General features: G+C 49.6%; 25 protein-coding genes. 14 read left to right on the forward strand and 11 right to left on the reverse strand.

The annotated features are described in order from the left end of the window. Positions 1-124 precede the first annotated feature (124 nt). Positions 125-2,047: a cytochrome c/FTR1 family iron permease gene (locus ACJ67_RS02255; protein ID WP_049637715.1), complete on the reverse strand. Its 1,923-nt coding sequence runs from the start codon at positions 2,045-2,047 to the stop codon at positions 125-127. Between the two features lie 22 nt (positions 2,048-2,069). Further along, positions 2,070-3,020, reverse strand: coding sequence for an arsenic resistance protein (locus tag ACJ67_RS02260; RefSeq protein WP_049639728.1), 951 nt, complete (start codon positions 3,018-3,020; stop codon positions 2,070-2,072). Positions 3,021-3,132: 112 nt separating this feature from the next. Here ACJ67_RS02260 and ACJ67_RS02265 point away from each other — a divergent pair, with 112 nt between their 5' ends. Further along, positions 3,133-3,507, forward strand: coding sequence for a helix-turn-helix transcriptional regulator (locus ACJ67_RS02265; RefSeq protein ID WP_231587231.1), 375 nt, complete (start codon positions 3,133-3,135; stop codon positions 3,505-3,507). Between the two features lie 212 nt (positions 3,508-3,719). On the opposite strand, the gene ACJ67_RS02270 is transcribed toward ACJ67_RS02265, so the two are convergent. The 4 genes from ACJ67_RS02270 to dapF all read right to left on the reverse strand — a co-directional run bounded on the left by ACJ67_RS02270 (position 3,720) and on the right by dapF (position 6,965). Next, positions 3,720-4,301 carry a superoxide dismutase gene (locus tag ACJ67_RS02270; protein WP_049637717.1) on the reverse strand — a complete coding sequence of 194 codons (582 nt, stop codon included), beginning with the start codon at positions 4,299-4,301 and terminating at the stop codon, positions 3,720-3,722. Between the two features lie 183 nt (positions 4,302-4,484). Further along, a complete protein-coding gene (xerC, locus tag ACJ67_RS02275) occupies positions 4,485-5,366 on the reverse strand; it encodes a tyrosine recombinase XerC (protein WP_049637718.1) in 882 nt (293 codons plus the stop codon). Between the two features lie 81 nt (positions 5,367-5,447). Continuing rightward, positions 5,448-6,101 carry a DUF484 family protein gene (locus tag ACJ67_RS02280; RefSeq protein WP_049637719.1) on the reverse strand — a complete coding sequence of 218 codons (654 nt, stop codon included), beginning with the start codon at positions 6,099-6,101 and terminating at the stop codon, positions 5,448-5,450. A gap of 33 nt (positions 6,102-6,134) precedes the next feature. Next, positions 6,135-6,965: a diaminopimelate epimerase gene (dapF, locus tag ACJ67_RS02285; RefSeq protein ID WP_049637720.1), complete on the reverse strand. Its 831-nt coding sequence runs from the start codon at positions 6,963-6,965 to the stop codon at positions 6,135-6,137. A 164-nt stretch (positions 6,966-7,129) separates the two neighbouring features. On the opposite strand from dapF, the gene metK reads away from it, so the two are divergent. Next, positions 7,130-8,305, forward strand: a complete 1,176-nt coding sequence (gene metK, locus ACJ67_RS02290; RefSeq protein ID WP_049637721.1) for a methionine adenosyltransferase — start codon at positions 7,130-7,132, stop codon at positions 8,303-8,305. Between the two features lie 122 nt (positions 8,306-8,427). Further along, on the forward strand, positions 8,428-9,696 hold the full coding sequence (locus ACJ67_RS02295; RefSeq protein WP_049637722.1) for an HD-GYP domain-containing protein: 1,269 nt from the start codon (positions 8,428-8,430) through the stop codon (positions 9,694-9,696). 69 nt (positions 9,697-9,765) lie between these two features. Here the strand turns inward: ACJ67_RS02295 and topA are convergent, their stop codons facing one another. The 4 genes from topA to ACJ67_RS02315 form a co-directional block, all read right to left on the reverse strand. Next, on the reverse strand, positions 9,766-12,336 hold the full coding sequence (gene topA / locus ACJ67_RS02300; RefSeq protein WP_049637723.1) for a type I DNA topoisomerase: 2,571 nt from the start codon (positions 12,334-12,336) through the stop codon (positions 9,766-9,768). Positions 12,337-12,446: 110 nt separating this feature from the next. Further along, complete coding sequence (gene ttcA / locus ACJ67_RS02305) at positions 12,447-13,388, reverse strand: tRNA 2-thiocytidine(32) synthetase TtcA (protein ID WP_049637724.1); 942 nt, start codon at positions 13,386-13,388, stop codon at positions 12,447-12,449. A 64-nt stretch (positions 13,389-13,452) separates the two neighbouring features. Continuing rightward, a complete protein-coding gene (locus tag ACJ67_RS02310; RefSeq protein WP_049637725.1) occupies positions 13,453-13,773 on the reverse strand; it encodes a hypothetical protein in 321 nt (106 codons plus the stop codon). 16 nt (positions 13,774-13,789) lie between these two features. After that, positions 13,790-14,542, reverse strand: a complete 753-nt coding sequence (locus ACJ67_RS02315) for a pteridine reductase (protein WP_049637726.1) — start codon at positions 14,540-14,542, stop codon at positions 13,790-13,792. A 42-nt stretch (positions 14,543-14,584) separates the two neighbouring features. Here ACJ67_RS02315 and ACJ67_RS02320 point away from each other — a divergent pair, with 42 nt between their 5' ends. Then, the gene (locus tag ACJ67_RS02320; protein WP_049637727.1) at positions 14,585-15,754 is read left to right on the forward strand and encodes a class I SAM-dependent methyltransferase; all 1,170 of its coding nucleotides are present in this window, start codon (positions 14,585-14,587) and stop codon (positions 15,752-15,754) included. An 82-nt stretch (positions 15,755-15,836) separates the two neighbouring features. Beyond that, positions 15,837-16,547: a tRNA (guanosine(46)-N7)-methyltransferase TrmB gene (trmB, locus tag ACJ67_RS02325; protein WP_082164095.1), complete on the forward strand. Its 711-nt coding sequence runs from the start codon at positions 15,837-15,839 to the stop codon at positions 16,545-16,547. 44 nt (positions 16,548-16,591) lie between these two features. Here trmB and yihA read toward each other — a convergent pair whose 3' ends face one another. Then, on the reverse strand, positions 16,592-17,227 hold the full coding sequence (gene yihA, locus ACJ67_RS02330) for a ribosome biogenesis GTP-binding protein YihA/YsxC (protein WP_049637729.1): 636 nt from the start codon (positions 17,225-17,227) through the stop codon (positions 16,592-16,594). Between the two features lie 110 nt (positions 17,228-17,337). Here yihA and ACJ67_RS02335 point away from each other — a divergent pair, with 110 nt between their 5' ends. The 9 genes from ACJ67_RS02335 (at position 17,338) to ACJ67_RS02375 (ending at position 25,366) form a co-directional block, all read left to right on the forward strand. Beyond that, positions 17,338-17,970, forward strand: coding sequence for a cytochrome c (locus ACJ67_RS02335; RefSeq protein WP_049637730.1), 633 nt, complete (start codon positions 17,338-17,340; stop codon positions 17,968-17,970). Positions 17,971-18,184: 214 nt separating this feature from the next. Beyond that, a complete protein-coding gene (locus tag ACJ67_RS02340; RefSeq protein WP_049637731.1) occupies positions 18,185-20,107 on the forward strand; it encodes a cytochrome c biogenesis protein ResB in 1,923 nt (640 codons plus the stop codon). Between the two features lie 21 nt (positions 20,108-20,128). Beyond that, positions 20,129-21,271 carry a c-type cytochrome biogenesis protein CcsB gene (gene ccsB, locus ACJ67_RS02345; protein WP_049637732.1) on the forward strand — a complete coding sequence of 381 codons (1,143 nt, stop codon included), beginning with the start codon at positions 20,129-20,131 and terminating at the stop codon, positions 21,269-21,271. A 207-nt stretch (positions 21,272-21,478) separates the two neighbouring features. Next, the gene (locus tag ACJ67_RS02350; RefSeq protein ID WP_049637733.1) at positions 21,479-22,117 is read left to right on the forward strand and encodes a type II secretion system protein; all 639 of its coding nucleotides are present in this window, start codon (positions 21,479-21,481) and stop codon (positions 22,115-22,117) included. A gap of 129 nt (positions 22,118-22,246) precedes the next feature. After that, the gene (locus tag ACJ67_RS02355) at positions 22,247-23,050 is read left to right on the forward strand and encodes an ABC transporter ATP-binding protein (protein ID WP_049637734.1); all 804 of its coding nucleotides are present in this window, start codon (positions 22,247-22,249) and stop codon (positions 23,048-23,050) included. Beyond that, on the forward strand, positions 23,050-23,844 hold the full coding sequence (gene mlaE / locus ACJ67_RS02360; RefSeq protein WP_049637735.1) for a lipid asymmetry maintenance ABC transporter permease subunit MlaE: 795 nt from the start codon (positions 23,050-23,052) through the stop codon (positions 23,842-23,844). The genes ACJ67_RS02355 and mlaE overlap by 1 nt, the downstream gene beginning before the upstream one ends. 26 nt (positions 23,845-23,870) lie before the next feature. After that, the gene (mlaD, locus tag ACJ67_RS02365) at positions 23,871-24,410 is read left to right on the forward strand and encodes an outer membrane lipid asymmetry maintenance protein MlaD (protein WP_049637736.1); all 540 of its coding nucleotides are present in this window, start codon (positions 23,871-23,873) and stop codon (positions 24,408-24,410) included. 26 nt (positions 24,411-24,436) lie between these two features. Continuing rightward, positions 24,437-25,039 carry a phospholipid-binding protein MlaC gene (locus ACJ67_RS02370; RefSeq protein WP_156171632.1) on the forward strand — a complete coding sequence of 201 codons (603 nt, stop codon included), beginning with the start codon at positions 24,437-24,439 and terminating at the stop codon, positions 25,037-25,039. 33 nt (positions 25,040-25,072) lie between these two features. After that, positions 25,073-25,366, forward strand: a complete 294-nt coding sequence (locus ACJ67_RS02375; RefSeq protein WP_231587232.1) for a lipid asymmetry maintenance protein MlaB — start codon at positions 25,073-25,075, stop codon at positions 25,364-25,366. Positions 25,367-25,374: the final 8 nt, after the last annotated feature.

Consider the following 25,374-nt stretch of genomic DNA (forward strand, 5'->3'; position numbering starts at 1 on the left):
TACGATTCCGCAGTAAGCTAATCATTAATTTAAATAGTCTGCCATCGCAGTAAAGTGAGGTTACCTTGAGCAAAGATAAAATCAGGCCTAACTTTGAGAATTAGTGAAGGTGCACTTACCCCAGTCATTTATTCGACTTGCTAGTGAATAATCCAAACCCAGCTAATGCAATTAAACCTACCAAGGTTTGTGAGGTGATCGTTTCCAGCGTTGGATACACCCCTAACCACTCGATGCGCGGTATGGCTGAGATTACATTGACGCCTATCCATCCGGCTTCTTGTAGGGCAGACATGCCTTTGCCGATCAACACTACAGCCAGAATAACTACCAGGACGGAAGTGAATGAAAAGAAACGCCCCAGGTTCATTCGCGCACTCGTATACAGCATTCCCCAAGCAATCAAGGCCAGTAGCAATACCGCTGTTATAAAGCCACCTGCAAGAGCAGTATTATTGCCGTCAGCCATCAATGCAGAGTAAAACAATACAGTTTCAAATACTTCTCGATAGACAGCAATAAATGAGAGTGCAAATAATGCCCAGACAGACTTGCTTGAAATGGCCTTAGATAATTGACCTTTAAGATATTCCTGCCACTTACCAGCACTACTTTTCTGATGCATCCAAAGGCCGACACTCAGTAGGACTACTGATGCAAGTACCGAACCAATCCCTTCAGTCACTTCTCTGCTAGTGCCGCTAATCCCTATCAAATAGGTTGCAACAACCCAGGTTAAAAGCCCTGCCAACAAAGCACTGATCCAACCACGATGCACGTGCTGAAGCAGGTCTGGCCTTTCCGTCTTTTTCAAAAAGGTGATCATGCCAATCACAATTAAAAGTGCTTCTACACCTTCACGTAAAAGTATTGTGGCTGCGCCAATGAACGTTGCCGTTGGATCAGCCTTCGAGTCCTGCATAATAAGATCAACCCTGGTGAGCAACCTTTCCAAATTATCTGCCGCATTTTGTGCTTGATCGACAGTTCCTTTTGTCACCGCTGACCGGTAATCAAGCATGGCTGTTTCAACTGATACAAGAAGCTCTTTGTTTCTAGCACGGAGCATGGGCTCGATTGGCTCAAAACCATCCAAGTAGGCTGATAGCGCTAATTGAGTTGCCAGCGGTACATTGCCTGACTTCTTAGCTTCCAAGCTTTGTATAAGCTTAAGTCTGGACAAGGCCAGACCTTTCGCCTGATTTTTTTCAACTAGGTCAGGATGGGTTCTCAGATAGGCGACTACATTGCGTACAGTATCTGCGGGTAATGTCTCGGTTAATGAAGTTTCAGTAAGCGTGCTGAGTTTATCCAAGCCAGTGAAGCGTTGCTTGATGTTTCCATCATTGTTATCCCAAAGTATCTTCCCTTGGTTCTGCATGTCCTCATTATGTGAAAGCGTGCCAATAAAGAATGCCAAGGCCCAACGATCCTCTTCAGGCAGCCTAGCAAAGCTTGGCATCGAAGTACCATTCACACCTTGAGAGATGACCTGGTAAAGCGCCATCAAACTTCTTGATTTTGCACGGTCAGCATCAGTGAATGCGATAGGTTCAGGATCTAGTGTGGCAGCAAGTGGGCCATCTCCATTCCCTGTAGCACCATGACATGAAACACATTGCACCGCGTAAAGTGATTTCCCTCTGTTCAAGTCTGGAACAGATTTAGGGGCAATGGGAATTGGATACGCGGATAATAAGACTGCGTTTGCGTGATGAGCTAAACGCGTAATGTCTGAATCAGCGGCTTTATTGGTAACAGCAACCCGTAATTGGTTAATCGCTTCAGCAATTTGAGTCTTAGCTTTGTGAGCTGGCAATGAGGTTAATAACTTGTCTGCATTCTCAACAAAGTCCTGCATTTCAGCATATTCGGCTTCGCTGACGACAACGCCATCTTGAACGGCGCCACTGTAATCGACGGCAACATAGTCTAATAATTGCCATAGTTGTTTTGGGGCATCAGCCTCTTGGCCCTGAGCATGTACTGAGCCTGTAAAAATTACCCATGCAGCAAGGAAACGTAAAAACCAATGATAGATTGTCATTCAAGCACTCTTAATTATTTTTTTATCCCACTCTTGGAAAGATACGGATATAAACTAGTTCACTAATTAATTCGACCACAGTTTGAGTGACGATGACTGCAGGTATGACAGGAATTGCTCCAGGCACGGCTAAAGCGAGTGGTAACACTACAAGTGAGTTACGAGTTGCAGAGCTAAATGACACGGCTCTTTTGGCCGTGGTTTCCAGTTTGAATAGGCTCGATACCACCCACCCAATGACAGGAGCAATGATCGCAAACGCTACATAGATTGGTACGGCTTTAATTGTTGCATCTAGCGCTGATTCAAGCTGAGGAACCAATGCCGCAATCACTATAAATAGTACAACCGCAGTTGCAGGCACTGGGCATAAACCAAGCACCGTTGAAGCTTTCTCGCCAATGGCAGACTTTGCAGACCACAGCTGTACCACCCCGGCTAAAACCAATGGCACAGCAATTAACCAGATAAAGGCATGAATGAAAGGACCTATTTGCACAAGGCTGGCAGCGGATTCACCCATCATGAAATTTAGATAACCCGGCAACAAAAGCATCTGAAGTATGAGCAATGCAGGCGTCGAGGCCAGCAACAGTCGAGCGTCCGCTTTACCTAAATGTGAGAACGTCACCACATAATCAATGCATGGAGTCAGCAGCACAAATAAGACACCTAGTTTGATCATAGGCGAGTCTGGTAGAAATTGAGTTAGAAACATAACCAGCAGTGGAATCGCCACAAAGTTAGATACCAACAACGCACTTAGAAACTTTATGCGTGTAAATGCTCTACCCAAATCAGACAGTGGCACTTGAAGGAATGTGACAAAAAGCATGAATGCCAACGCAGGATTGATCAAGTCACTTAAGCCACCATCCACTTTAAACATCAGCGAAATGGCCGCTGCCAAAATCACCGCAATAAAGTAAATGGATATTTGATGGTTCTCTAGTTTTTCACGAATGGCCTGCATGATATTGATCCTCATAATTCAGGCGAATGGTAAATGAGATCATTTATTATTTCAATACTTGTTGAAGTATTGAAATAATAGTATTTTGCTGCTTATATTCGTAGGGCACCACATGAATCCATCACGTTTAATGAAAGAACAGCAAGCACTCGACAGTTTCGCAGCAATCGCACAAGAAACTCGGCTACGCATCATCCGCCTTTTAGTTGTTGCCGGGGCTGAAGGTCTGTCAGCAGGTGCAATCGCGGAGCAGCTAGGAGGTGTATCACCTTCTCGTATTTCGTTTCATCTTAACCATCTTGAGCAAGTCGGGCTGATTGTCAGCCGTCGTGAGGGACGTTCAATAATTTACAGCGTAATTTTTACTATACTTTCGGATCTGGTAGCCTTTCTGATGCATGATTGCTGCCAGGGCCACTGTAAGTACTGTGATCAAGCGATTGCATTATTTGAGATGTGTGAGGGCAGGCCAAGCGACTCCAAATAAACAAATGCGCTCTCTATTTTTTGACTAAAGTTCCCTTAACGATCTGATTTAAAATGCTTTGATACTTTATTACGAAAAAGTATCAATAAAAAAGCCTCTAAAACTCAATTTAGAGGCTTGTAAGTAACGGTTTTATTGTTCGCTTCTTTTTCAAAAGTTACGGTTTTATTGTCGGAGTTACGGTTTTATTGTCACCAAATAGACGCTGCGAATTAAGCAAAGTTCTTCGCTGCAAATTCCCAGTTCACCAGGTGGTTGAGGAAAGTTTCAACGAATTTAGGACGTGCATTGCGGTGATCGATGTAGTAAGCATGCTCCCATACGTCGATGGTCAGCAACGCTTTGTCGCCAGTGGTCAGAGGTGTGCCCGCTGCGCCCATGTTGACGATGTCAACAGAACCATCCGCTTTTTTCACCAGCCAGGTCCAGCCAGAGCCGAAGTTGCCAACTGCAGACGCTTGGAAGGCTTTCTTGAACTCTTCGTAAGAACCCCACTTGGCGTTGATGGCAGCAGCTAAATCGCCTGTTGGCTCACCGCCACCGTTGGGTGACAGGCAGTTCCAAAAGAAGGTGTGGTTCCACACTTGGGCGGAGTTGTTATAGATGCCGCCAGAAGATTTTTTGATGATCTCTTCCAATGGAGCGTTTTCAAACTCGGTGCCTTTGATCAGGTTGTTCAGGTTAGTCACATAAGCTTGGTGATGCTTGCTGTAGTGGTAGTCAAAAGTTTCTTCTGACATGTGTGGGGCCAATGCGTTTTTTGCAAATGGCAAAGCTGGTAAGGCGTGTTCCATGGAGGTTTCCTTTTTTGGTTTGTTGAAATAATTGCCTGCATTTTTAATCCGCAGGCGATGTGACGTTAGAGTCACGAGACTGGCAAAGGTTTACTAATTTAGTCGGGTTATTTTGCCATATTTTTCGGACTTGCAAAACCTCCCTCTAGCAAAATCATAGGGCAGAGAGATAACACAAAGAGGTTATTTTTTGCGTGCACGAGGATGCGCGGCGTCGTAAATCTTGCTCAGGTGCTGGAAGTCGAGATGGGTGTAGACTTGCGTCGTGCTGATATTGGCATGGCCAAGCATTTCCTGTACGGCGCGCAAGTCGCCACTGCTTTGTAGCACGTGACTGGCAAAGCTATGGCGCAACATATGTGGGTGCACGTGGGTAGGCAGGCCTTGTTTGATCACCCAATGGTTGATGCGGGTTTGTACCGTGCGCGCATGGATGCGGCGGCCTAGCTGGCTGACAAAGACGGCTGTTTCAGAGGGCCGTTTGACCAGCCATAGACTACGCACTGCAAGCCAGTCTTTCAAAGCAATCAGCGCTTTGCTGCCCAAAGGCACCATGCGTGTTTTATTTCCTTTCCCGATGACTGTCACCAGGCCCTCTTGCAAATCCAGGCGATCTAGGTTCAACCCTACCAGTTCGCTGAGGCGCAGCCCAGAGGAATAGAAAAGCTCGAGAATAGCGCGGTCACGCACAGCAATCGGCTCGTCACTGTCGATTTCAATCAGTTTGTTGGTTTGTTCGATGGACATCGCATGCGGCAAGGGTTTGGCCGCTTTGGGTGCGCGCAAGCCTATGACCGGGTTGGATGGAAAACCTTTGTGCAAAACCAGGTAACGGAAAAACCCACGCCAGCTTGACAACATGCGTGCGATGCTGCGCCCATGCATGCCTTGGCCGTGCAAACTGGCGATTTGGCGGCGGATGTCTTGTGGTGTGAGGGAGGCTAAGTCTTGTACAGAAGAATGCAACAAACGTTCGATATCGCGCTGGTAGTTGTTGCGGGTGTGCTCGCTGAGGCCGCGTTCGAAGTGCAGGAAGTCGAGGTAGTCTGCTAGTAGTTCATGCATCCAAACTACCTCTATCAGGGGAGGTTACGCTGACAATTGCCGCAAGAAGATACCCCTCGGCGGAAACCTCAGCGGGGGCTTTCATATAATGTATCTGGCCAGTGAAGCGCTGACCAGTTCACCGATCTGGTTGAGGAACAAGGTACCCATGCCGGCATAAAAACGGCTGCGCTGCTCGCTGGGGATGGCCATTAGCCCAAATGTGACCTCCTGGTAACGCATGGGGATCACTGCCAGCGAGGCCGGTGTGTCGGTAAACCAGCCAGCGATATCCATGGTAGGCAAGGTGCCGCAATACGGCTGGCTCAAGTCCTTGGCCCAGTTTTTGAGAGAGTCTTCGGCCGCTATAAACAGGTGATCCGCAGCATGACTCTCGTTCACCCACAATTTAAGTTGCGCATTCGGCAACTGAAAGTGTGCAGCGAGGAAGTCCACCAGATGCACGTGCAATGCTTCTACATCTTTGGCGTAAAGTAAGCCCAAAGTCAGCTCATGCACTTTGCGCGCCGTGGTTTCATTCTCTTCTGCGGTGAGGATCAGCTCGGTAAAGCGTGATTCGAGCACGCGGATTTTATCGCGTTGGGCGATTTGCTGGCGTTCGGCCAGTGAAATGGTGCCTTTGCCATGTGGACTGGGCAGGAACAGCTCTGCCAGTAAGTGGGCATGACGCTCAAAGAAGTCAGGGTGGGCTTTGAGGTAATGCTTGATGTCGTTTTCGTTGATGCTTTCTTCCATGATACTGCTGTGCTTTATCTTAAGTTCTTTGTTTTAAATTTCAATTTCGCCGTCAAATACAATCTCTGCCGGCCCTGTCATTAAGACTGGCGACTCTCCACCTGCCCATTGTATGGTCAGGATGCCGCCACGGGTATGTACTTTGACCGGGCTTTGCAAAGTCCCCAACTGGATGCCACTGACGGCGGCTGCGCAGGCGCCTGTGCCACAAGCCAGGGTTTCTCCGCTGCCACGCTCGTACACACGCAGGTTGATTTCATGCTCATTAAGTACCTGCATGAAGCCCGCATTCACGCGTTGCGGAAAGCGTGCATGGGATTCGATTTGCGGCCCCAGGCTGGCTACTTCCGCCGTGTGTACGTTATCCACCAGCATCACGGCATGCGGGTTGCCCATGGAAACTGCGCTCACTGTGACAGTTTCGCTAGCTAGCGGTAATTCATAAGTGGTCGCTTGTTGCTCCGCCTCAAAAGGGATCTGCGCGGGCGCAAAACGTGGCGCGCCCATGTTGACGGTGACCTGGCCATCGTCTTGCAACATCAGTGTAATAATGCCGCTGGCGGTTTCAACGCGGATATCGCGTTTACTGGTGAGACCTTTGTCGACCACAAAGCGTACGAAGCAACGCGCGCCATTACCGCATTGTTCAACTTCGCCGCCATCGGCGTTAAAAATGCGGTAACGGAAATCGACGCCTGGCGTGTCGGTGGATTCAACCATGAGTAACTGGTCGCAACCCACACCGAAATAGCGGTTGGCAATGTGCTGGATTTGCGAGTGGGAAAGATGCACAGGGTTCTTGGTTGCGTCAATCACTACAAAGTCATTGCCAGCGCCCTGCATTTTGGTAAATCGTAATTTCATAGCTCAAGATGATACTCCATCGCGCCGTTGAAGGCACTCATATGCGAAGATTTATTCCGTGGTGTGGGTAAACTCAGGTAGAATCTTCGTTCCCATTTTAGGTGCTGGCTTCAGCCTTTAGTCAGTGCCATTTATTAACTTTTTTACTTTTCAAGGCGTCAAACATGAGTGAATATCTTTTTACTTCGGAATCGGTTTCCGAAGGCCATCCCGATAAACTGGCTGATCAGGTGTCCGACAGCATTCTGGATGCGATCCTGGCACAGGACCCAACTGCACGTGTGGCTGCGGAAACCCTGGCAAATACTGGCTTGGTTGTATTGGCTGGTGAGATTACGACCACTGCCAATGTGGATTACATCAAGGTCGCTCGTGATGCGATCAAACGTATTGGCTATGACAATACAGAGTACGGGATTGATTACAAAGGCTGCGCGGTCTTGGTGGCTTACGACAAGCAGTCTCCTGACATTGCCCAAGGCGTGGATAACGCGAATGATGATCCTCTGGATCAGGGTGCAGGTGACCAGGGCCTGATGTTTGGCTATGCCGTCAATGAAACCCCGCAACTGATGCCATTACCGATCTGGCTGAGCCACCGTGTGATGGAGCGTCAGTCGCAATTACGTAAGGATGGCCGTTTGCCATGGTTGCGCCCGGATGCAAAATCCCAAGTGACGATTCAGTATGTGGATGGCAAACCACATAAAATTGATACGGTGCTGGTGTCTACACAACATGCGCCAGAAATGTCACTGGAAGCGATTCGTGAAGCCGTGATCGAAGAAATCATCAAGCCTACACTGCCTGCTGAGTTGATCAAAGGCGAGATCAAATACCTGGTAAACCCGACTGGCCGTTTTGTGATCGGTGGTCCGCAAGGCGATTGTGGCCTGACTGGCCGTAAAATTATCGTGGATACCTATGGCGGCGCAGCCCCACACGGTGGTGGTGCTTTCTCGGGCAAGGATCCTTCTAAAGTTGACCGCTCTGCCGCCTATGCTGGCCGTTATGTGGCAAAAAATATCGTCGCTGCCGGCCTGGCAGACAAATGCCTCGTGCAAGTCAGCTATGCAATTGGTGTGGCCCAGCCAACCTCCATCATGGTGGAAACCTATGGGACAGGTAAGGTCTCCGATGAGCGTCTGACACAGCTGGTCCGTGAGCATTTCGACCTGCGTCCAAAAGGCATCGTCAAGATGCTGGACCTGTTGCGCCCGATTTATACCAAAACTGCTGCCTACGGCCATTTTGGGCGTGATGAACCGGAGTTCAGCTGGGAAGCCACAGATAAAGCGGCTGCCTTGCGTGCGGCTGCCGGACTGTCATCAGGCATATGATCAGCCGTTAAAACATTCACGTAAAAGTAATTTTCAAGAGGGCTTTCTGCCCTCTTTTTTTTTAATTTTTTTCCGATAAGGAATTATAAGATGTAAGCATTCGAAGGGGCGGTCGGGGTCGTATGCTAAAAACAATCGCAGTCAAAGATGTACGGATGGGGATGTATATTCATGCGCTTAAGGGTCCATGGATGGATCATCCCTTTTGGACTAGTCAGTTTGTGCTGACCGATCCCGAAGATTTGAAGAAACTGCTCGCCAGCCCGATCAAAGAAGTGGTGATAGATACGGTCTGGGGCAAGGATGTGGCAGATAACGAAGCTAAAGATAACGAAATCAGCCCCATGACGGATAAAGAAATGGCCATGCTGGAGCTAGATGGCCCAGTTGAAGACCTTCCGCCATTAAAGAGTTCTACGGTGGAGACTCCTGTCTTCAATAGCGTGAAACTGAAAACAGCGACACTTGAGGCTGAGCGTGAACAGGCTGCAAAAATCATCGCCTCATCACGCCAAGCGGTTGCCTCCATGTTTAACGATTTGCGCATGGGAAAAGCGATTGAGACCGAAGTGGTCATGCCGATTGTGGAGGAAATTTCTGCCTCTGTGGCACGCAATGTACATGCCCTGATTAGTCTGGTGCGTCTCAAAACGGCAGATGACTATACCTATATGCACTCTGTCGCGGTCTGTGCGTTAATGGCAGCCCTCGCCAGGGAGCTCAAGCTCTCAGAAACCGAAGTCAAACAGGCGGGATTGGCTGGCTTGATGCATGACATGGGTAAAGCAGGCATTCCTTTGCCGATACTGAACAAGCCAGGCTCCTTAACGGATAATGAGTTTCATGTGATTCAAGAGCATCCCAAGCTAGGCTATGACATGCTGTTAAAAGCCAATATTTCTGATCCCGTGACGTTGGATGTGTGCTTGCATCATCATGAAAAAATAGACGGCTCGGGATATCCTGAAAAACTGACTTCTAACCAGATTAGCCTGTTTGCCAAAATGGGAGGCATATGTGATGTGTATGATGCGGTCACCTCGGCTCGGGCTTATAAACCTGCCTGGGAACCGGGAATGGCGCTGAAGCGCATGGCAAGCTGGAACGGGCATTTTGATCCGGTGGTGTTCAAGGCATTTGTTAAAAGCCTGGGGATTTACCCGATAGGCACCGTAGTGATCTTGAAGTCTGGCCGCTTGGCAGTCGTGGTCAAGCAAAATACACATAGCCTGCTCAAGCCGGTCGTGAAAGCATTTTTTTCGACCAAATCCAGAATTCATATTCCTGTGATTGAGCTGGACTTGTCAAAAAATATGGATGAAATTGTGGGAAATGAATCCGTAGACAACTGGGGGATAGGGAATATTGATCATTTATGGACCAACCAATAAATGGATCCATAGCAATAGACCCATTAGGATAAGTGACCATCTTTAAGGAGAGATACTCCTTAAAGATGGTTATTCTGTTGCTGTCTTTTTAGCGCGTTTGCTTGCAGCGGTTTTGGTCGCTGTGGTTTTGCCTGCAGCCGGTTTCTTGGCCGCTGACTTTTTGGCTGTGGTTTTTTTGCCAGCAGTTTTACCACCCTCTTTAGCGGCTTTCTCGGCCAGGAGCTCCAGCGCCTGCTCTACCGTCAGCTCCTCTGGTGTCACGCTCTTAGGCAGCGTTGCACGAATGCCATTATGTTGTACGTAGGGGCCAAAACGTCCTGAAAATACCTCAATCCGTCCTTCGCCTGATGGGTGTTCACCCAGGTCTGCCAGTGGGGCAGGGCCACCGGCAGCTGCCAGCAGTTTGACTGCACCTTCAAGGTCTATGCTGAAGACGCTCTCGGTTTTTGGGATCGATTTAAACTTGCCATCATGGTTCACATAAGGCCCGAAGCGGCCGATATTTGCGACAATTTTTTTACCTGTTTCAGGGTGTTGGCCCAGGTCACGCGGCAAACTCAGTAGCATGTTTGCCGTATCAATATTGATCTGGCTCAGCGGTATCTCTTTGGGAATGCTGACGCGCTTAGGCTTTTTCTTTTCGCCTTCAACCGGTTGGCCGACCTGTAGATATGGACCATAAGGGCCGTTCATCAGGTAGATTTCCTTCTGCGTCTCTGCATCCAGGCCAATGACGGTAGGCTCGCTCGCGTTATTGACTTCACCATCCAGATTGCGTTTGTAATCGCATTTAGGTGTCGCGTTATAGCCGGTACAGCCGATAAAGCTGCCATAACGGCTAAGCTGTTTCTGCAACTGGCGGCCGCATTTTGGGCAGAACTCGTCGATCAGTTCATTGCCAGGACGTTCAACATCGGCTTTGACTTGAATCTGCTGGTTAAAGCCTTGCCAGAATTTGTCCATGACTGGCACCCATTCCAGGTTGCCTTCCGCAATCTCATCCAGCTCGTTCTCGAGCTTAGCCGTAAAGTCATAGTCGACATATTGGGTAAAGTGCTCGGTCAGGAACTTATTGACGACACGGCCGACATCAGTTGGTGTAAAGCGCTTTTTATCGAGCAATACATATTCGCGGTCTTGCAGGGTAGAAATAATACTGGCATAGGTTGAAGGGCGACCGATGCCATATTCTTCCAGCGCCTTGACCAGGCTGGCTTCAGAATACCGCGGCGGTGGTTCGGTAAAGTGCTGTTCACCGAAAATCTTCTCTACCGTCAGTATCTCACCAGTTTCCAGATGCGGCAATTTCGCTTCTGCGTCTTCGTCATCCTTGTCGTCGTCCTTGCCTTCCATATAGACGGCAATAAAGCCCGGGAAAATCAGGGTCTGACCACTGGCGCGAAACAGATTAGCCTCGCTGCCTACCGACAGGTCGACACTGACGGCGTCATATTTGGCCTGTGTCATCTGGCAAGCCAAGGTACGCTTCCAGATCATTTCATACAATTTGAATTGTTCGTCGTTCAGGTACTGACGCACGCTGGCAGGTGTACGTGTAATGTCAGTGGGCCGGATCGCCTCGTGCGCCTCTTGCGCATTTTTGGCTTTAGTTTTGTACATGATGGGCGCTTTGGGCAGGTAGTCTGCATCAAAGTGCTTTTTCACGTAGTCACGGATTTGCATCACGGCTTCAGTGGCCAGGCTGAACGAGTCGGTACGCATATAGGTAATCAACCCCACCGTGCCGCTGCCAACGTCCATGCCTTCATACAGTTGCTGTGCCACCCGCATGGCGCGGCTGGTGGTAAAGCCGAGTTTGCGTACGGCCTCCTGTTGCAGGGTGGAGGTGGTGAATGGTGCGGCCGGGCTGCGGCTGCGTTGCTTTTTCTCAACACGCGTCACCGTCGTTTTACCGGCAGAGGCTAGTAACAGCTTACCGACGATATCTGCCTGCTGGTCATGGTTGGTGACCGTGAATTGCTCTACTTTCTGGCCATTGAGCTGTATCAGCTTGGCATCGAACCCATGCGCATGCTTGAGCGCGCTCATGTGGATGCTCCAGTATTCCTGGCTGGTAAAGGCTTCGATTTCGAGCTCTCGCTCGACAATCAGGCGTAAGGCCGGGCTTTGTACGCGGCCCGCAGACAGCCCGCGGCGGATTTTTTTCCACAGCAACGGCGAAAGATTAAAGCCCACCAGGTAATCCAGCGCGCGGCGCGCTTGCTGCGCATTGACCAGGTCCATCGAGATGTCGCGCGGATGGTCAATGGCATGTTTTACCGCCGTCTGCGTGATCTCGTTAAATTCGACGCGTTTGAGCAGCTTGTTTTTAATCAGTTTTTTCTCGGCCAGAATCTCGGCAATATGCCAGGAAATCGCTTCCCCTTCGCGGTCCGGGTCGGTTGCCAGGTAAATGCTGTCGGCATTCTTAACCGCTTTGGCAATGGCATCGACGTGTTTGCTATTGCGGTCGATGATGTCGTACTTCATCGCGAATTGCTGTGCCGGGTCAACCGCGCCGTTTTTGGGGATCAGGTCGCGCACGTGCCCGTAAGAAGCCAGGACCTCAAAATCACCGCCCAAATATTTTTTGAGGGTTTTGGCCTTGGAAGGAGATTCAACGATCAGCAGTTTTGACATTGCGCGGTCTGTATAAGAGTTGGCTAGATAATAGCAAGCGTTTTAACGACTAGACAATATATCGGTGCGGAAAGTCTGACATTAAAGTCTTTCTGCACCAAAACATTGTGTTATTCCTCAGTGGTGACCGCAACCGGGAAAGGCTTGCGCGCAAATTCAATGCGTTTGTCATCCTGGGTGGCAATGGTAAGCGCCATGTCGTTAGACGAAAATTTTTCATGGTCAAACATCGGGTCTTCGTCCTCCTCTTTGGCCTGGCTCAAATGCTTGAAGTCATACAAATCGAAGTCAGCCAGGTGCGAAGGCTCCACATTGCCAATCGCACGGAAAATATTATTGATTCTTCCCGGCTGTTCTCGTTCCCAATTGTTCAACATATCTTTGACTTTCTGGCGCTGCAGGTTTTCCTGGCTGCCGCACAAGTCGCATGGAATAATCGGGAACTGCATGCCGCGCGCATAAGACGCAATGTCTTTTTCGGCGCAGTAAGCCAACGGGCGGATCACCATGAATTCACCGCGGTTGGTCGCCAGTTTGGGCGGCATGGCTTTCATCTTGGCGCCATAAAACATATTCAGAAACAAGGTTTGCACAATATCATCACGGTGGTGGCCCAGTGCAATTTTGTTGGCGCCCAATTGTTGGGCCGTGGTATAGATAATGCCGCGGCGCAAGCGTGAACAAAGGCTGCAAGTGGTTTTACCTTCAGGAATTTTTTCTTTGACGATAGAATAAGTATCCGCTTCCACAATACGGTATTCCACCCCCAGTTTATCCAGGTAGGCGGGCAACACATCGGCCGGAAAGCCAGGCTGTTTCTGGTCCAGATTCATGGCGATCAGCTTGAAATTGATGGGCGCGCGTTCCTGCAAGGCCAGCAAAATCATCAGCATGGCGTGGCTATCCTTGCCGCCGCTCATGCACACAAGCACGGTGTCGCCCTCTTCAATCATGTTGTAATCGCCAATGGCCTTGCCCGTGGCGCTAATCAGTTGATTACGCAACTTGAGGAAGTTTTGGCTGACGTCGTCTGGATAATGTTTGATCTTCATAGGCGCGCATTATAGCGGAAAGCAAGCTAAAGTCACGCTAAGTCTTTGATTATTCGAGTTGATTTTATTCAGATAATTCTACGTCTGCGTCACAGACAGTGTCGGCAGCGATCCAGCGTTTAAATAAACGACTTGCGGCAAGGTTAAGCCAGCCAGGTAACCAGCGCAGAAAACGGGCCGGGTCACTGACCATGCCGCAAAAATAGCGTTGCTTGTGTTCGTGCCAGATCAGCGCCCGACACGGCGCTTGATGCGGCCAGAGCAAGGTGAGGCTTACCGGGCAAGGTTCAGCCGCGCAGCAGACCCCGCAACCATTGCACGCCTGGCCTAGAGCAGGCTTGGCTGGCGCATTGGCATGAATGGTGATGATTTGCTGACTTGGCATTGTCACGCGCCAGCCCTTAAATGCTCAAATGGCGGCCGCCATCTACGGCGAGGACATGGCCGGTAACAAATGGCGCATCGTAAATTAAAAACTTTACCGCTTTGGCGATATCACTGGGCTCGCCAGTACGTTTAAGCAAGGTCTGGTTAATCACTTGCTGGCGATATTGCTCATCAAACTCCTGATTGTTGTCGGGCCATAACACGGGCCCTGGCGCCACTGCATTGACGCGCACTTTGGGTGCCAGCTCCTGGGCCAGCGATTTGGTCAGGCTGACCAGGCCCGCTTTTGCGGCGCTATACACAATGTAGTGTTTCTTGGGGCGCTCAATATGCATGTCGGTAATATTGACGATACAACCACCACTGGCCTGCAACGCATCCGCTGCCGCCTGGCTTAAAAACAGGGGGGCTTTGAGATTGCTGCCCATCAGGTCTTCCCATTGTTCAAGCTGTATGCTGCCAAGCTCAGTAGGGTAGTAGCTGGAAGCGTTATTCACCAGGGCATCCAGTCTGCCGAAGGTTTGCAGCGTGGCAGCCACCAGCGCCGGAATGCAATCGGTTTCCAGCAAGTTGCATTGCGTGATGGCAGCGCTGTTGGGGCGGATCTGATTCAGTTCGGCTTGTAGCGCAATGGCTTCAGTTTCGCTGGTGTGGTAGTGCAGCATGATGCTGGCACCTTGGCGATGCAGTTCGCGTGTAATGGAGGCGCCCACCCGTTTGGCACCCCCTGTAATCAGCACAACTTTAGTCTGGGAATCAGCGTTCACATTAGTCTCTTTATTCTAGACAGCTCACATTATAATGGTTGAATGACTGCTCAACCGATTTCTACACGATTGCCCGCGCTGGATGCCGGGGCGCAACAGCATAGCGACAAGTTACTCGCCCACATTCAACAATCTATCAGGCAACAGGGCGGCTGGATTCCATTTGCTGAGTATATGCAAATGGCCCTTTATACGCCGCACCTTGGCTATTACAGTGGAGAAGCGAATAAGTTCGGTCGCGGCGGAGATTTTGTCACCGCGCCTGAGATTTCGCCGCTGTTTGCGCAAGCGCTTGCCAATCAGGTTGGTCAAGGGTTGCAAGAAACTGCCGGAAATGTGCTGGAGCTTGGGGCAGGGACAGGTAAGTTGGCAGCAGGGCTGTTGCTCCAACTTGAAGCGCTAGGGCAATTGCCACCACATTATTTTATTCTTGAGGTAAGCGCTAACTTGCGCCAAAGGCAACAGGATAGCCTGAAAAAACTGTTGCCTGAATCTTTATTCTCACGCCTGCAATGGCTGGATGAGTTGCCAGCTAACTTTGATGGCGTGGTGATTGGTAATGAGGTGCTGGATGCGATTCCGGTACATGTGCTGACCTGGCAGAAGGGCGTTTGGCAAGAACGGGGCGTTGCTTTTGAGTCCGGCCTAGTTTCGCAGCTACGGCCATTGCAACATGCCTCATTAGTTCAAGCTATCGATTCCGACCCTTTACCTGATGGCTACACCACGGAAGTTTGTCCGGCAGCACAAGGTCTCATCGCCAGTCTTGCAGCGATGTTAGGGCGTGGGTTGATTTTGATGCTGGACTATGGTTTTGCTGCGAGTGAGTACTACCATCCGCAACGTACACAAGGCACTTTGATGTGCCATTACCAGCATTATGCGCATGATGATCCACTTGTTTATCCCGGCTTGCAGGATATTACTGCGCATGTCGATTTCACTGCCATGGCCGAAACGGCGTTGGCACATGGGTTGACCTGTGCAGGTTATACCAACCAGGCGCAATTTTTAATCAACTGTGGCATTCTGCAATTGCTGCAACAGGTTTCGCCGGAAGAGAGTGCGCGTTATTTGCCGATGGTGGCGGCAGTACAAAAGTTGCTATCACCTGCGGAGATGGGGGAGTTGTTTAAGGTACTGGCGTTGAGTAAGGGGTTGAGTGAACCGCTGGTTGGGTTTATGAGTGGGGATAAAAGGCATCAGTTGTGATGGTTTTTTGAGTGTTGCGTAATAAAGTCATTCTTTGGGATGGGGTCGAAGGAAAACAGGCTCTTAAAGTATAATGCGCCCCATGACCGATATTGATCCTATCCCAGAATCTTCAGAAGCGCCTTATCAACGCCGTATTCGCAGTTTTGTGCTGCGCCAGGGGCGTTTGACCAAGGGGCAGGAGCGAGCTTTGCAAACGGCGTGGCCGACCTTTGGTATTGAATATGCCGATCAGCCGTTGGATTTAAATCAGGCGTTTGGCCGAGCCGACAGCAAGAAAATTCTTGAAATCGGGTTTGGCATGGGCGACGCCACTGCCAAAATTGCGCAGACGTTACCTGACTGTGATTTCCTCGCGGTTGAAGTGCATACGCCAGGGGTGGGTAGCCTGCTCAAGTTGATGCAAGAAGGGGATATTAACAATATCCGCATCATTCAGCACGACGCCGTCGAGGTGCTGCAACATATGCTGGGAGAGGCTGTGCTGGATGGCGTACATATTTTCTTCCCCGATCCTTGGCATAAAAAACGCCATCACAAGCGCCGCTTAATTCAGGCTGAGTTTGTTAAGCTGTTATGCTCCAAGTTGAAAGCGGGCGCTTACATTCATGTGGCGACTGACTGGCAGGAGTATGCTGAATGGGTGTTAGAGGTGTTGCAAGGTGAGCCGCAATTGCAAAATACGGCTGTAGATTACGCTGAAAAACCTGTCTATCGTCCACTGACAAAGTTTGAAAACCGTGGCCTGAAGTTAGGTCATGGTGTTTGGGATTTGGTGTTTAAACGGGTTTGATGGCGAACTTTGAAAAATAAAAAAGCAGACTTCGGTCTGCTTTTTTATTCGGTGGGAGCGGTTTCTTCTGGCATCCCGGCTTCGTTGCCGAAAAACCATTCACCCAGGACTTTTTCTGCTTCGTCCACACCTTGTTTCTTCAGGCTGGAGAAAAGTTGCACCGTGATCTTATCCCCCCAGCCGCTATGGAGTTCTTTGCGCACTTTGCCGAGTGTGATGGTTGATTCGCTACGAGAAAGCTTGTCACTTTTAGTCAGCAATACGTGTACGGGTTTGCCTGAGGGGCAAAACCAGTCCAGCATCTGCCTATCCAGAGGTGTCAGCGGGTGGCGGCTGTCCATGACTAGTACCAATCCTGCCAGGCTTTGCCGCTCACTCAGGTAGCGTGAAAGCACGGTTTGCCAATGCGCGCGCATTGCTTCCGGGACTTTTGCGTATCCATATCCGGGTAAGTCCACCAGATGTCTGTCATCCCCCAGCGTGAAAAAGTTAATCAATTGTGTACGGCCGGGCTGTTTGCTGACGAATGCCAGGCGGTTGTGATTGGCTAAAGTGTTCAATGCACTGGATTTGCCCGCATTTGAGCGTCCCGCAAATGCGACTTCAATCCCGCTGGCTGGCGGTAAGTCTCTGAGGTGGTGTGCCGATAAGTGAAAGCGGGCATTTTGGAAAACTGGCATGATGGAGTTGAGTTGCCTCAAGGTTTTATAGACTATTCAGCTGTGCATGCTATCACGAACAAGGTTTGTTTGATAAAATGACGCCGAATAAAAACGTTGGGGCATTGAGAATGATGTTGAATAGTTTTAAAGCAGGATTGTTTGTACTGTTTGCCATGGGTGTGCAACCAGTATTTGCTGAGGAGGCTGCCTCAGCGGAAGCCGCGCCAGCCGTCAATGGCCCGGAAAAAATTGTGCAAAATGTTTGTGCAGCCTGCCACGGTGCAGATGGTAACAGCGTCATTACCACCAATCCGAAACTTGCCGGGCAACATCCCGAGTACCTGGTCAAGCAGTTGGCCAATTTCAAGGAAGGTACGCGAGCCAACGCAGTGATGTCCGGGATTGCCGGTGCATTAAGCCAGGAGGATATGGAAGGCTTGGCCAAATATTTCTCCAGCCAGAGTATCAAACTGGCCAAGGCGAAAAGTAATGGCAAAGGGTCTCTGGGCGAGAAGATTTACCGCGGTGGCATAGCAGCTACCCAAGTGCCTGCTTGTGCAGCCTGTCATGGCGCCACTGGCGCCGGCTTGCCAAAACAGTTTCCACGCCTGGCTGGTCAGCATAGCGACTACACCGTGCAGCAGTTGAGAACTTTCCGCACTGGTGAGCGTGCTAATGCGCCAATGATGATGACCATTGCCGCAAAAATGAGTGATGCTGAAATGCAGGCAGTGGCAGATTATATCCAAGGCCTTCGTTAATTCAGTTGAAAGCAAAAAAGGTGGCTGAGGCCACCTTTTTTTACTGGTTGGTCATGCAACCTTTCGCCACGGATGTCGTCCACATGTGCGCACCTGGCGTTAGTGTCATGCCGGGCTAACAAAAACTGGTTTAACCTTATCCATCCATTTTGAAGAGAATGTTTTGAAAACACCCGTTTCTTTGTCGCAGCGTGTTTATGAGCTACTGAGTTCCATGCGCTTTGCAGTCAGCCTGTTAACGCTGTTGGGCATTGCATCAATTATTGGTACGGTGCTCAAGCAAAACGAGCCCTATACCAATTACATCGTCAAGTTTGGTCAGTTCTGGTTTGAGATGTTTGAAATGCTGGGGTTGCTGGATGTTTATCATGCGGCCTGGTTCCTGGTGATTCTGTTGTTCCTGGTGATTTCGACCACCTTGTGTGTGATCCGTAATGCACCGCTCATGATCAAGGAGTGGCAAGTCTATAAAGAAAATGCCACCGAAAAGTCATTGCGTTTGTTCAGCCATCAGGCCAGCCTGCCTGCGCAGCAATCTCCCGCCATTTTGCAAGAGAAGTTAGGCGCGTTTTTAACCTCAGAGCGCTACCGCTTCAAGACCCAGCAGCAGGGCAACGGCGATGTGCTGATTGCTGCCAAACTGGGCACTCATCAGCGCCTGGGGTATATCTTTACGCATGTTGCCATTGTTGTGATCTGTTTCGGTGGTTTGCTGGACGGCAATTTGCCATTCAAGGTACAAGAACTCCTGGGTTTGAAGAAAATCGAAACCCGCGACATTTCCTCGCGCAAGGTGCCTGAAGAAAGCCGCCTGAGCGTCAATAACCTGTCGTTTCGTGCCAATATGACTTTGCCGGAAGGTGAGCGGGATAACGTGGCCTTTGTGCGCGTGCGTGATGGCTATTTGGTGCAAGACCTGCCTTTCACCGTGGCGCTCAAGGATTTTCGTATTGAGCATTATGCAACCGGGATGCCAAAGTCGTTTGAGAGCGATATCGAAATTACCGACCCGGAATTGACTAAGCCGATTGCGGCGACGATACGCGTAAACCATCCATACATTTACAAAGGCATTGCCATCTACCAGTCTGACTTTCAGGATGGTGGTTCGCAACTCAAATTCAAACTATGGGATTTATCTGCTGCTAAGTCGGATGGATTTGATATTGACGGCGTGATCCTGCAAAAAGGCTCCCTGGGTGACGGTGCGCAGAAAATGACGGTGGAGTTTAACGAATTCCGTCAGTTCAATATTTTGAACCTGTCTCCCGATGGTAAAGGCAAGCCACATAACGTGGGCCCTAACACGACATTGAAATTGCGTAATGCCAGCGGCCAGGCACGTGAGTATGTGAATTATATGCAGCCACTGCAACTGGATGGCCGTGCTTATTTTGTCTCAGGCATGCGTGAGACTGTACAAGATGAATTCAAGTATCTACGCATTCCGGCAGATGATGAGATGGAAATCACGGGTTTTATGCACCTGCGCCAGATGTTGCGGAATGACCAGGAGATTGCCAACATTGCCAGCCAGGTAGCCAAGCAAATGCCAGGTGATAATGCATCATTGAAGGCGCAGTTTGAACAAAGCCTGCAACATTTGCTGCTGACGTTTAAGCAAGGTGGTTACAGTGAGTTGTCGCGCATTATTGAAAGCGCTGTGCCCAAAGATCAGCGTGAGCAAGCAGCACAAACCTACCTGAAATTACTCAACCGGGCAGCCTTGCAGGGCTACCAGATGAGCCGTGCCCAGCGTCAACTGCCCGCTGCTCCTGAGAATGAGGCAACAGTGGCCTTTGTGCAGGACAGTCTCAATGCCATGAATGATTTGTTTTTTTATGGCACACCGTATTATTTCCAGTTAAAGGATTACACTTTGAAGCAGGCTAGTGGCTTCCAGCTAACCCGGTCACCTGGGCAAAATTGGGTATATTTGGGTTCGGTCATGTTGGTGCTGGGGATTTTTGCCATGTTCTACATCAAGGAACGTCGCGTCTGGTTATTGATCAAACCTGCACAGCAGGAAGTTTTGCTGGCAATGTCGTCTAACCGTAAGAATATGGATTTGGATCAGGACTTTGCGCGTATGCAGCAGCAACTGGCTAGCGTGTTGCAAGCAACACCATCCGCCTGACGGAATGAAGAGGGGAATGCAATGAATACATCATTATCAGTAAAGCCAACATCGTTTTGGCAATCATTGAGCAAGTTTGACTGGATATATGCAGTGTTACTGCTGGCGGGAGGGATATTCTCTTACCAGCGTTATGCGAGCTTTATGGATGTCTACGAAGTCAGCTTTTTGTTTGGTGCGGTTGCTTTGTTTAGCTACATGGGTTGGCGCTGGACGGCGGTTGCGCGATTGGTGCTGGGTGTGGCAATACTCAGTTTACTGGCGGTATACAGCTATCAGGGTGATCTCGCCAATGGTGGCCAGCGCTTCCTGCTGAAGTTCCTGCTCGCCAGCCAGTCAGCCGTCATGTGGATGAATGTGCTGTTTGTATTGGCTATGCTGACCTATTGGCTGGCCCTTTTCCAGAAATCTGCGTTCACTGCCAAAGTGGCTTCAGCATTGACATGGACCGCGACCTTGTTCGGTTTTGTTGGTCTGATGGTGCGCTGGTATGAGTCTTACTTGATTGCCCCGGATGTAGGTCATATTCCTATCAGCAATCTGTATGAGGTCTTTATCCTGTTTTGCCTGATCACATCCCTGCTGTACCTGCATTATGAAAAATTGTTCAATACACGCCAGTTGGGCGGGTTTGTCCTGGTGGTGATCAATGCCGCAGTGGGTTTTATCCTGTGGTATACCTTCGACCGGCATGCCAACGAAATCCAGCCATTGGTGCCAGCCTTGCAAAGTTACTGGATGAAGATACATGTACCGGCCAATTTCATAGGCTATGGCTCATTTTCGCTGGCAGCCATGGTTGCCGGGGCTTATCTGCTGGCTAAGCGTGGGGTGCTGGCCAGCCGTCTGCCAGCGCTGCATGTGCTGGATGACCTAATGTACAAGGCAATTGCCATCGGCTTTGCCTTCTTTACCATCGCGACCATTCTGGGTGCGATGTGGGCGGCTGAGGCTTGGGGCGGTTACTGGTCTTGGGACCCCAAGGAAACCTGGGCCCTGATTGTGTGGCTTAACTACGCTGCCTGGTTGCATTTGCGTTTAATGAAGGGTTTGCGCGGCTCGGTGTTGGCCTGGTGGGCGCTGGTCGGCTTGCTGGTCACTACTTTTGCTTTCTTGGGGGTGAATATGTTCCTGAGTGGGTTACATTCTTACGGCACCTTGTAATTGACACAGAAAATATTTTCCTTGAACGGGCGGATGCATAGGTATCCGCCCGTTTTTTTCGTTTCGTCCTCTCTTATTTCCTTTGTAAATATTAATATTTATTAATTAGTGTTAATATTGTTTGCGCTGCTTCAGCGGCTTTCGCCTGACTTGGAAGCTGGGGGCGGAAGTTATATTTTTATTACTTGAATATAAGGGGAATTCGATATGAAAAAGGAGCTGGGATTTAGTTTAATTGAATTGGCCATTGTGCTGGTGATCGCAGGCTTGTTGTTGGCTGGCGTGATGCGTGGTCAAGAGTTGATTGCGAATGCAAAAGTGAAAAGTCTGGCAAGTGATTTTCGGAATATTCCTGCTTATTTTTATGGGTATCAGGACAGGTTCCGTGCGTTACCCGGCGATGATCATGCCGCGGACACTCATGTGGCAGGTGTAGTTGCCACTACCGTTGGGCAGCAGCAGAACGGTTTGATTGAAGGCACGTGGAATTCAAACACCAATACGGATGAGTCATTTTTGATATGGCAGCATTTGCGATTGGCTGGTTTGGCGACAGGGGCAGCTAATGTTGCCAGTGCACAATATTTGCCACGTAATAGCGAAGGTGGCCAGCTCGGACTCACCAGTGCCACTGCATTGACTGCTGTGACGGCCAATACATTTAATAGTGCCCACGCCATGTGTTCGGACGGGATACTAGGGCGCTATGCGCTACAACTGGATACCTTGCTGGATGATGGTGCAGGCAATAGTGGCGCGATGCGCATATTGGTCAATGGCACGCCGGGAGTGGGAGAGGCAGCGCCCGTTGCGGGGACGCCTTACTTAGTTTGCATGAGTTTTTAGTGTAGAATACAACATAAATTTGTAACAAAAGGCCTGGTTTCTCAGGCTTTTTGTTTTATAAAAGATACATACACTCATTTAACTCCATTCTGCTTTAGAATAAGAGCCGTTTTAAATCAACCATTCCCTATGGCAAACGCAATTGTAGAAATTCAGGACCTGTCTTTCGGGTATAAAGGTCGCTTGTTGCATAAAGGCATCAACATGACTTTCCCTAAAGGTAAGGTCGTGGCCATTATGGGAGGCAGCGGCAGTGGCAAAACCACGTTACTGCGCCTGATTGGCGGGCAACTTAAACCGACCAAGGGTCGTGTGAATGTATGCGGCGAAGTCGTCCATGAGCAAGACCGTGAAGGTATTTACCGCCTGCGCCGTAAAATGGGCATGCTATTCCAGCATGGGGCCTTGTTTACCGATTTGTCTGTGTACGAAAACGTGGCTTTCCCCATGCGAGAGCATACCAGTTTGCCTGAAAGCATGATCCGTGATCTGGTGCTGATGAAATTGAACGCAGTCGGTTTGCGCGGCGCACATGCCTTGATGCCAACTGAGTTGTCCGGTGGGATGGCCAGGCGCGTAGCCCTGGCGCGCGCGATTGCACTTGACCCCAGTATTATCATGTATGACGAGCCCTTTGCCGGGCTGGACCCCATTTCCATGGCCGTGATTTGCGATTTGATCCGTAGCTTGAATGATGTCTTGGGCGCTACCTCCATTATTGTGACGCATGACGTTGAAGAGACCTTCCAGTTTGCAGACTACGTCTACTTTGTAGCTGATGGTGTGGTTGCGGCAGAAGGGACGCCTGATGACTTGCGCCAATCAGAATTACCTTTCATACACCAGTTTGTACACGGTGAGAAAGACGGGCCTGTCCCGTTTCATTATGCTGCGCCTGAATACCACGCCAGTTTGTTGCGGGGTGCACGCTAATGGTTTTGCATAAGCTCAAGCGCCTGTTTTCCAGGCTGGGTGCCGGTTGTATCAATAAAATCTGGCGTCTTGGCGCGGGTGCCCGTTTATTTGGGCTCACGCTGATCTCGTCAGGTGAAAGCTTCCGCCGCTTCCGGTTAACTATACGTGAAGTGTATTTCACGGGCGTATTGTCACTGATCATCATCCTTGTATCAGCATTCTTTGTAGGCATGGTGCTGGCTTTGCAGGGCTACCATACGCTGCAAAAATATGGTTCCTCTGAAGCGATTGGCGTGCTGGTGGCGTTGGCACTGGTGCGTGAGCTGGGTCCTGTTGTCACTGCGCTGTTGTTTGCTGGCCGCGCGGGTACTGCAATTACCGCAGAAATTGGCCTAATGAAAGCCACTGAGCAATTGTCGGCCATGGAAATGATGGCTGTGAGCCCGATTGCGCGTGTGATTGCGCCGCGCTTCTGGGCCGGGGTGATCGCCATGCCAGTGCTGGCCACCTTGTTCTCCATGGTGGGGATACTCGGCGGCTACCTGGTGGCCGTGCCCTTGATCGGCGTAGATGCCGGAGCCTTCTGGTCGCAAATGCAGGCCAATGTCGATTGGGAATACGATATTTTGAATGGGGTGTTCAAAAGCCTGGTATTTGGCGTGGCCTGTACCATGATTGCCTTGTTTGAAGGGTATGATGCGCCACCGACGGCAGAAGGAGTGAGTCGTGCCACAACGCGCACAGTCGTCACTTCCTCGCTGGCTGTGCTGGGGCTGGATTTTATATTAACGTCGTTCATGATCGCGGTTTAGCATCAGGAATTTACGGGGAATTAATCATGGAAAGAACAACAATAGATTTATGGGTGGGCATTTTTGTCGCTTTGGGATTGGCCGCTTTACTAGGGCTGGCGATGAAAGTAGGTAACCTGACTACCAGCAATCTTGGTGACACCTATATGGTCACCGCGAACTTTGAGAATATTGGTGGTCTTAAACCTCGCGCACCGGTTAAAAGTGCAGGTGTCGTGGTTGGTCGTGTGGGAGATATTGGCTTTGATGCCAAAACTTATGAGGCCGTTGTGAGTCTGAACATCGACAAACGTTACAACTTTCCAAAAGATACCTTTGCCAATATTTATACTGCAGGCCTGTTGGGTGAGCAATATATTGGTCTGGAGGCTGGTGGAGATGAGAGTAACCTGAAAAATGGTGACAAGATTTCTCAAACGCAGGATGCCGTAGTGCTGGAAAAACTGATTAGCCAGTTCCTTTACAGCAAGGCGACTGAAGGTGACGATAAGTCGAGTAAAACAGCATCAACCGAATCCGGTGCTGATGCGTTAGATGCCAGTCCATTGGACAAGATTGGTAAATAACTAAACAAATTGATAAAGGGAAAGCGATGAAAAAATGGTGGATGGCAGTTGCCATGTGGCTGGTAAGCAGTGTGGCAATGGCAGGTATGACGCCAGATCAGTTGGTGAAAAAAACAGCTGATGATGTGATAGAAGTCATTAAAAATGACAAAGATATCCAGGCTGGCAACCAGCAAAAGATTTTCGCCCTCGCAGAAGAAAAAATCCTGCCCAACTTTGACTTTGAAAAAGTTTCCCGTTTAGTGTTGGGTAAAAACTGGACTAATGCAACGCCAGAGCAAAAAACCGCATTCCAGGCAGAGTTTAAGACATTGTTGTTGCGCACTTATGCAACAGCCTTGTCCAAATATAAAAACCAGGTAATTGAGTACAAACCCTTCCGTATGGAAGCAGGTGCTGAATCTGCCACAGTGAAAACCGCGATCCAGCAACCAGGCGGTGACCCGATTGGTGTTGATTACACTCTGGGGAAAAAAGGTGAAGACTGGAAAGTGTATGATATCGTCATTGAAGGCGTCAGCCTCGTGACCAACTACCGTAGCCAGTTTGCCCAGGAAATTCGCCAGAATGGTCTGGATAGCCTGACCAAGAAACTGGCCGACAAGAACAAAGCGGCCACTGGCAAGTAATCGTTCGTGGTATTCATGACACCGGAGAAGTTTGTGGCTCAGATTACGCAACAACAGAACACATTGCATTTCAGTGGCAATCTGCTGATTGGTAACATCACTGAAACCCTGAACCAGTTGCAGACGTTGCGTCTTGAGCCGCCATTATCCCTGGATTTTTCCAAGGTGGATGAAGTTGATACCGTAGCAGTCAGCCTGATCCTGGAAATTCAGCGGCAATTAAACCATCAGCATACCCAAGCCAGTCCAGTATCAGTGATTGGGGTGCCTGACAATCTTCGAAGTCTGATGCAGCTTTATGGTGTTGACGAATTTCTGTTGAATTAGTTGAAAAT

Source organism: Methylophilus sp. TWE2, assembly GCF_001183865.1.
Classification (GTDB): domain Bacteria; phylum Pseudomonadota; class Gammaproteobacteria; order Burkholderiales; family Methylophilaceae; genus Methylophilus.

Excerpts from the sequence above, each read along its gene's own strand:
- ACJ67_RS02255 (WP_049637715.1), bottom strand. The coding sequence starts at position 2,047 with ATGACAATCTATCATTGGTTTTTACGTTTCCTTGCTGCATGGGTAATT.
- ACJ67_RS02260 (WP_049639728.1), bottom strand. The coding sequence starts at position 3,020 with ATGCAGGCCATTCGTGAAAAACTAGAGAACCATCAAATATCCATTTAC.
- ACJ67_RS02265 (WP_231587231.1), top strand. The coding sequence starts at position 3,133 with ATGAATCCATCACGTTTAATGAAAGAACAGCAAGCACTCGACAGTTTC.
- ACJ67_RS02270 (WP_049637717.1), bottom strand. The coding sequence starts at position 4,301 with ATGGAACACGCCTTACCAGCTTTGCCATTTGCAAAAAACGCATTGGCC.
- xerC (WP_049637718.1), bottom strand. The coding sequence starts at position 5,366 with ATGCATGAACTACTAGCAGACTACCTCGACTTCCTGCACTTCGAACGC.
- ACJ67_RS02280 (WP_049637719.1), bottom strand. The coding sequence starts at position 6,101 with ATGGAAGAAAGCATCAACGAAAACGACATCAAGCATTACCTCAAAGCC.
- dapF (WP_049637720.1), bottom strand. The coding sequence starts at position 6,965 with ATGAAATTACGATTTACCAAAATGCAGGGCGCTGGCAATGACTTTGTA.
- metK (WP_049637721.1), top strand. The coding sequence starts at position 7,130 with ATGAGTGAATATCTTTTTACTTCGGAATCGGTTTCCGAAGGCCATCCC.
- ACJ67_RS02295 (WP_049637722.1), top strand. The coding sequence starts at position 8,428 with ATGCTAAAAACAATCGCAGTCAAAGATGTACGGATGGGGATGTATATT.
- topA (WP_049637723.1), bottom strand. The coding sequence starts at position 12,336 with ATGTCAAAACTGCTGATCGTTGAATCTCCTTCCAAGGCCAAAACCCTC.
- ttcA (WP_049637724.1), bottom strand. The coding sequence starts at position 13,388 with ATGAAGATCAAACATTATCCAGACGACGTCAGCCAAAACTTCCTCAAG.
- ACJ67_RS02310 (WP_049637725.1), bottom strand. The coding sequence starts at position 13,773 with ATGCCAAGTCAGCAAATCATCACCATTCATGCCAATGCGCCAGCCAAG.
- ACJ67_RS02320 (WP_049637727.1), top strand. The coding sequence starts at position 14,585 with ATGACTGCTCAACCGATTTCTACACGATTGCCCGCGCTGGATGCCGGG.
- trmB (WP_082164095.1), top strand. The coding sequence starts at position 15,837 with ATGACCGATATTGATCCTATCCCAGAATCTTCAGAAGCGCCTTATCAA.
- yihA (WP_049637729.1), bottom strand. The coding sequence starts at position 17,227 with ATGCCAGTTTTCCAAAATGCCCGCTTTCACTTATCGGCACACCACCTC.
- ACJ67_RS02335 (WP_049637730.1), top strand. The coding sequence starts at position 17,338 with ATGATGTTGAATAGTTTTAAAGCAGGATTGTTTGTACTGTTTGCCATG.
- ACJ67_RS02340 (WP_049637731.1), top strand. The coding sequence starts at position 18,185 with ATGCGCTTTGCAGTCAGCCTGTTAACGCTGTTGGGCATTGCATCAATT.
- ccsB (WP_049637732.1), top strand. The coding sequence starts at position 20,129 with ATGAATACATCATTATCAGTAAAGCCAACATCGTTTTGGCAATCATTG.
- ACJ67_RS02350 (WP_049637733.1), top strand. The coding sequence starts at position 21,479 with ATGAAAAAGGAGCTGGGATTTAGTTTAATTGAATTGGCCATTGTGCTG.
- ACJ67_RS02355 (WP_049637734.1), top strand. The coding sequence starts at position 22,247 with ATGGCAAACGCAATTGTAGAAATTCAGGACCTGTCTTTCGGGTATAAA.
- mlaE (WP_049637735.1), top strand. The coding sequence starts at position 23,050 with ATGGTTTTGCATAAGCTCAAGCGCCTGTTTTCCAGGCTGGGTGCCGGT.
- mlaD (WP_049637736.1), top strand. The coding sequence starts at position 23,871 with ATGGAAAGAACAACAATAGATTTATGGGTGGGCATTTTTGTCGCTTTG.
- ACJ67_RS02370 (WP_156171632.1), top strand. The coding sequence starts at position 24,437 with ATGAAAAAATGGTGGATGGCAGTTGCCATGTGGCTGGTAAGCAGTGTG.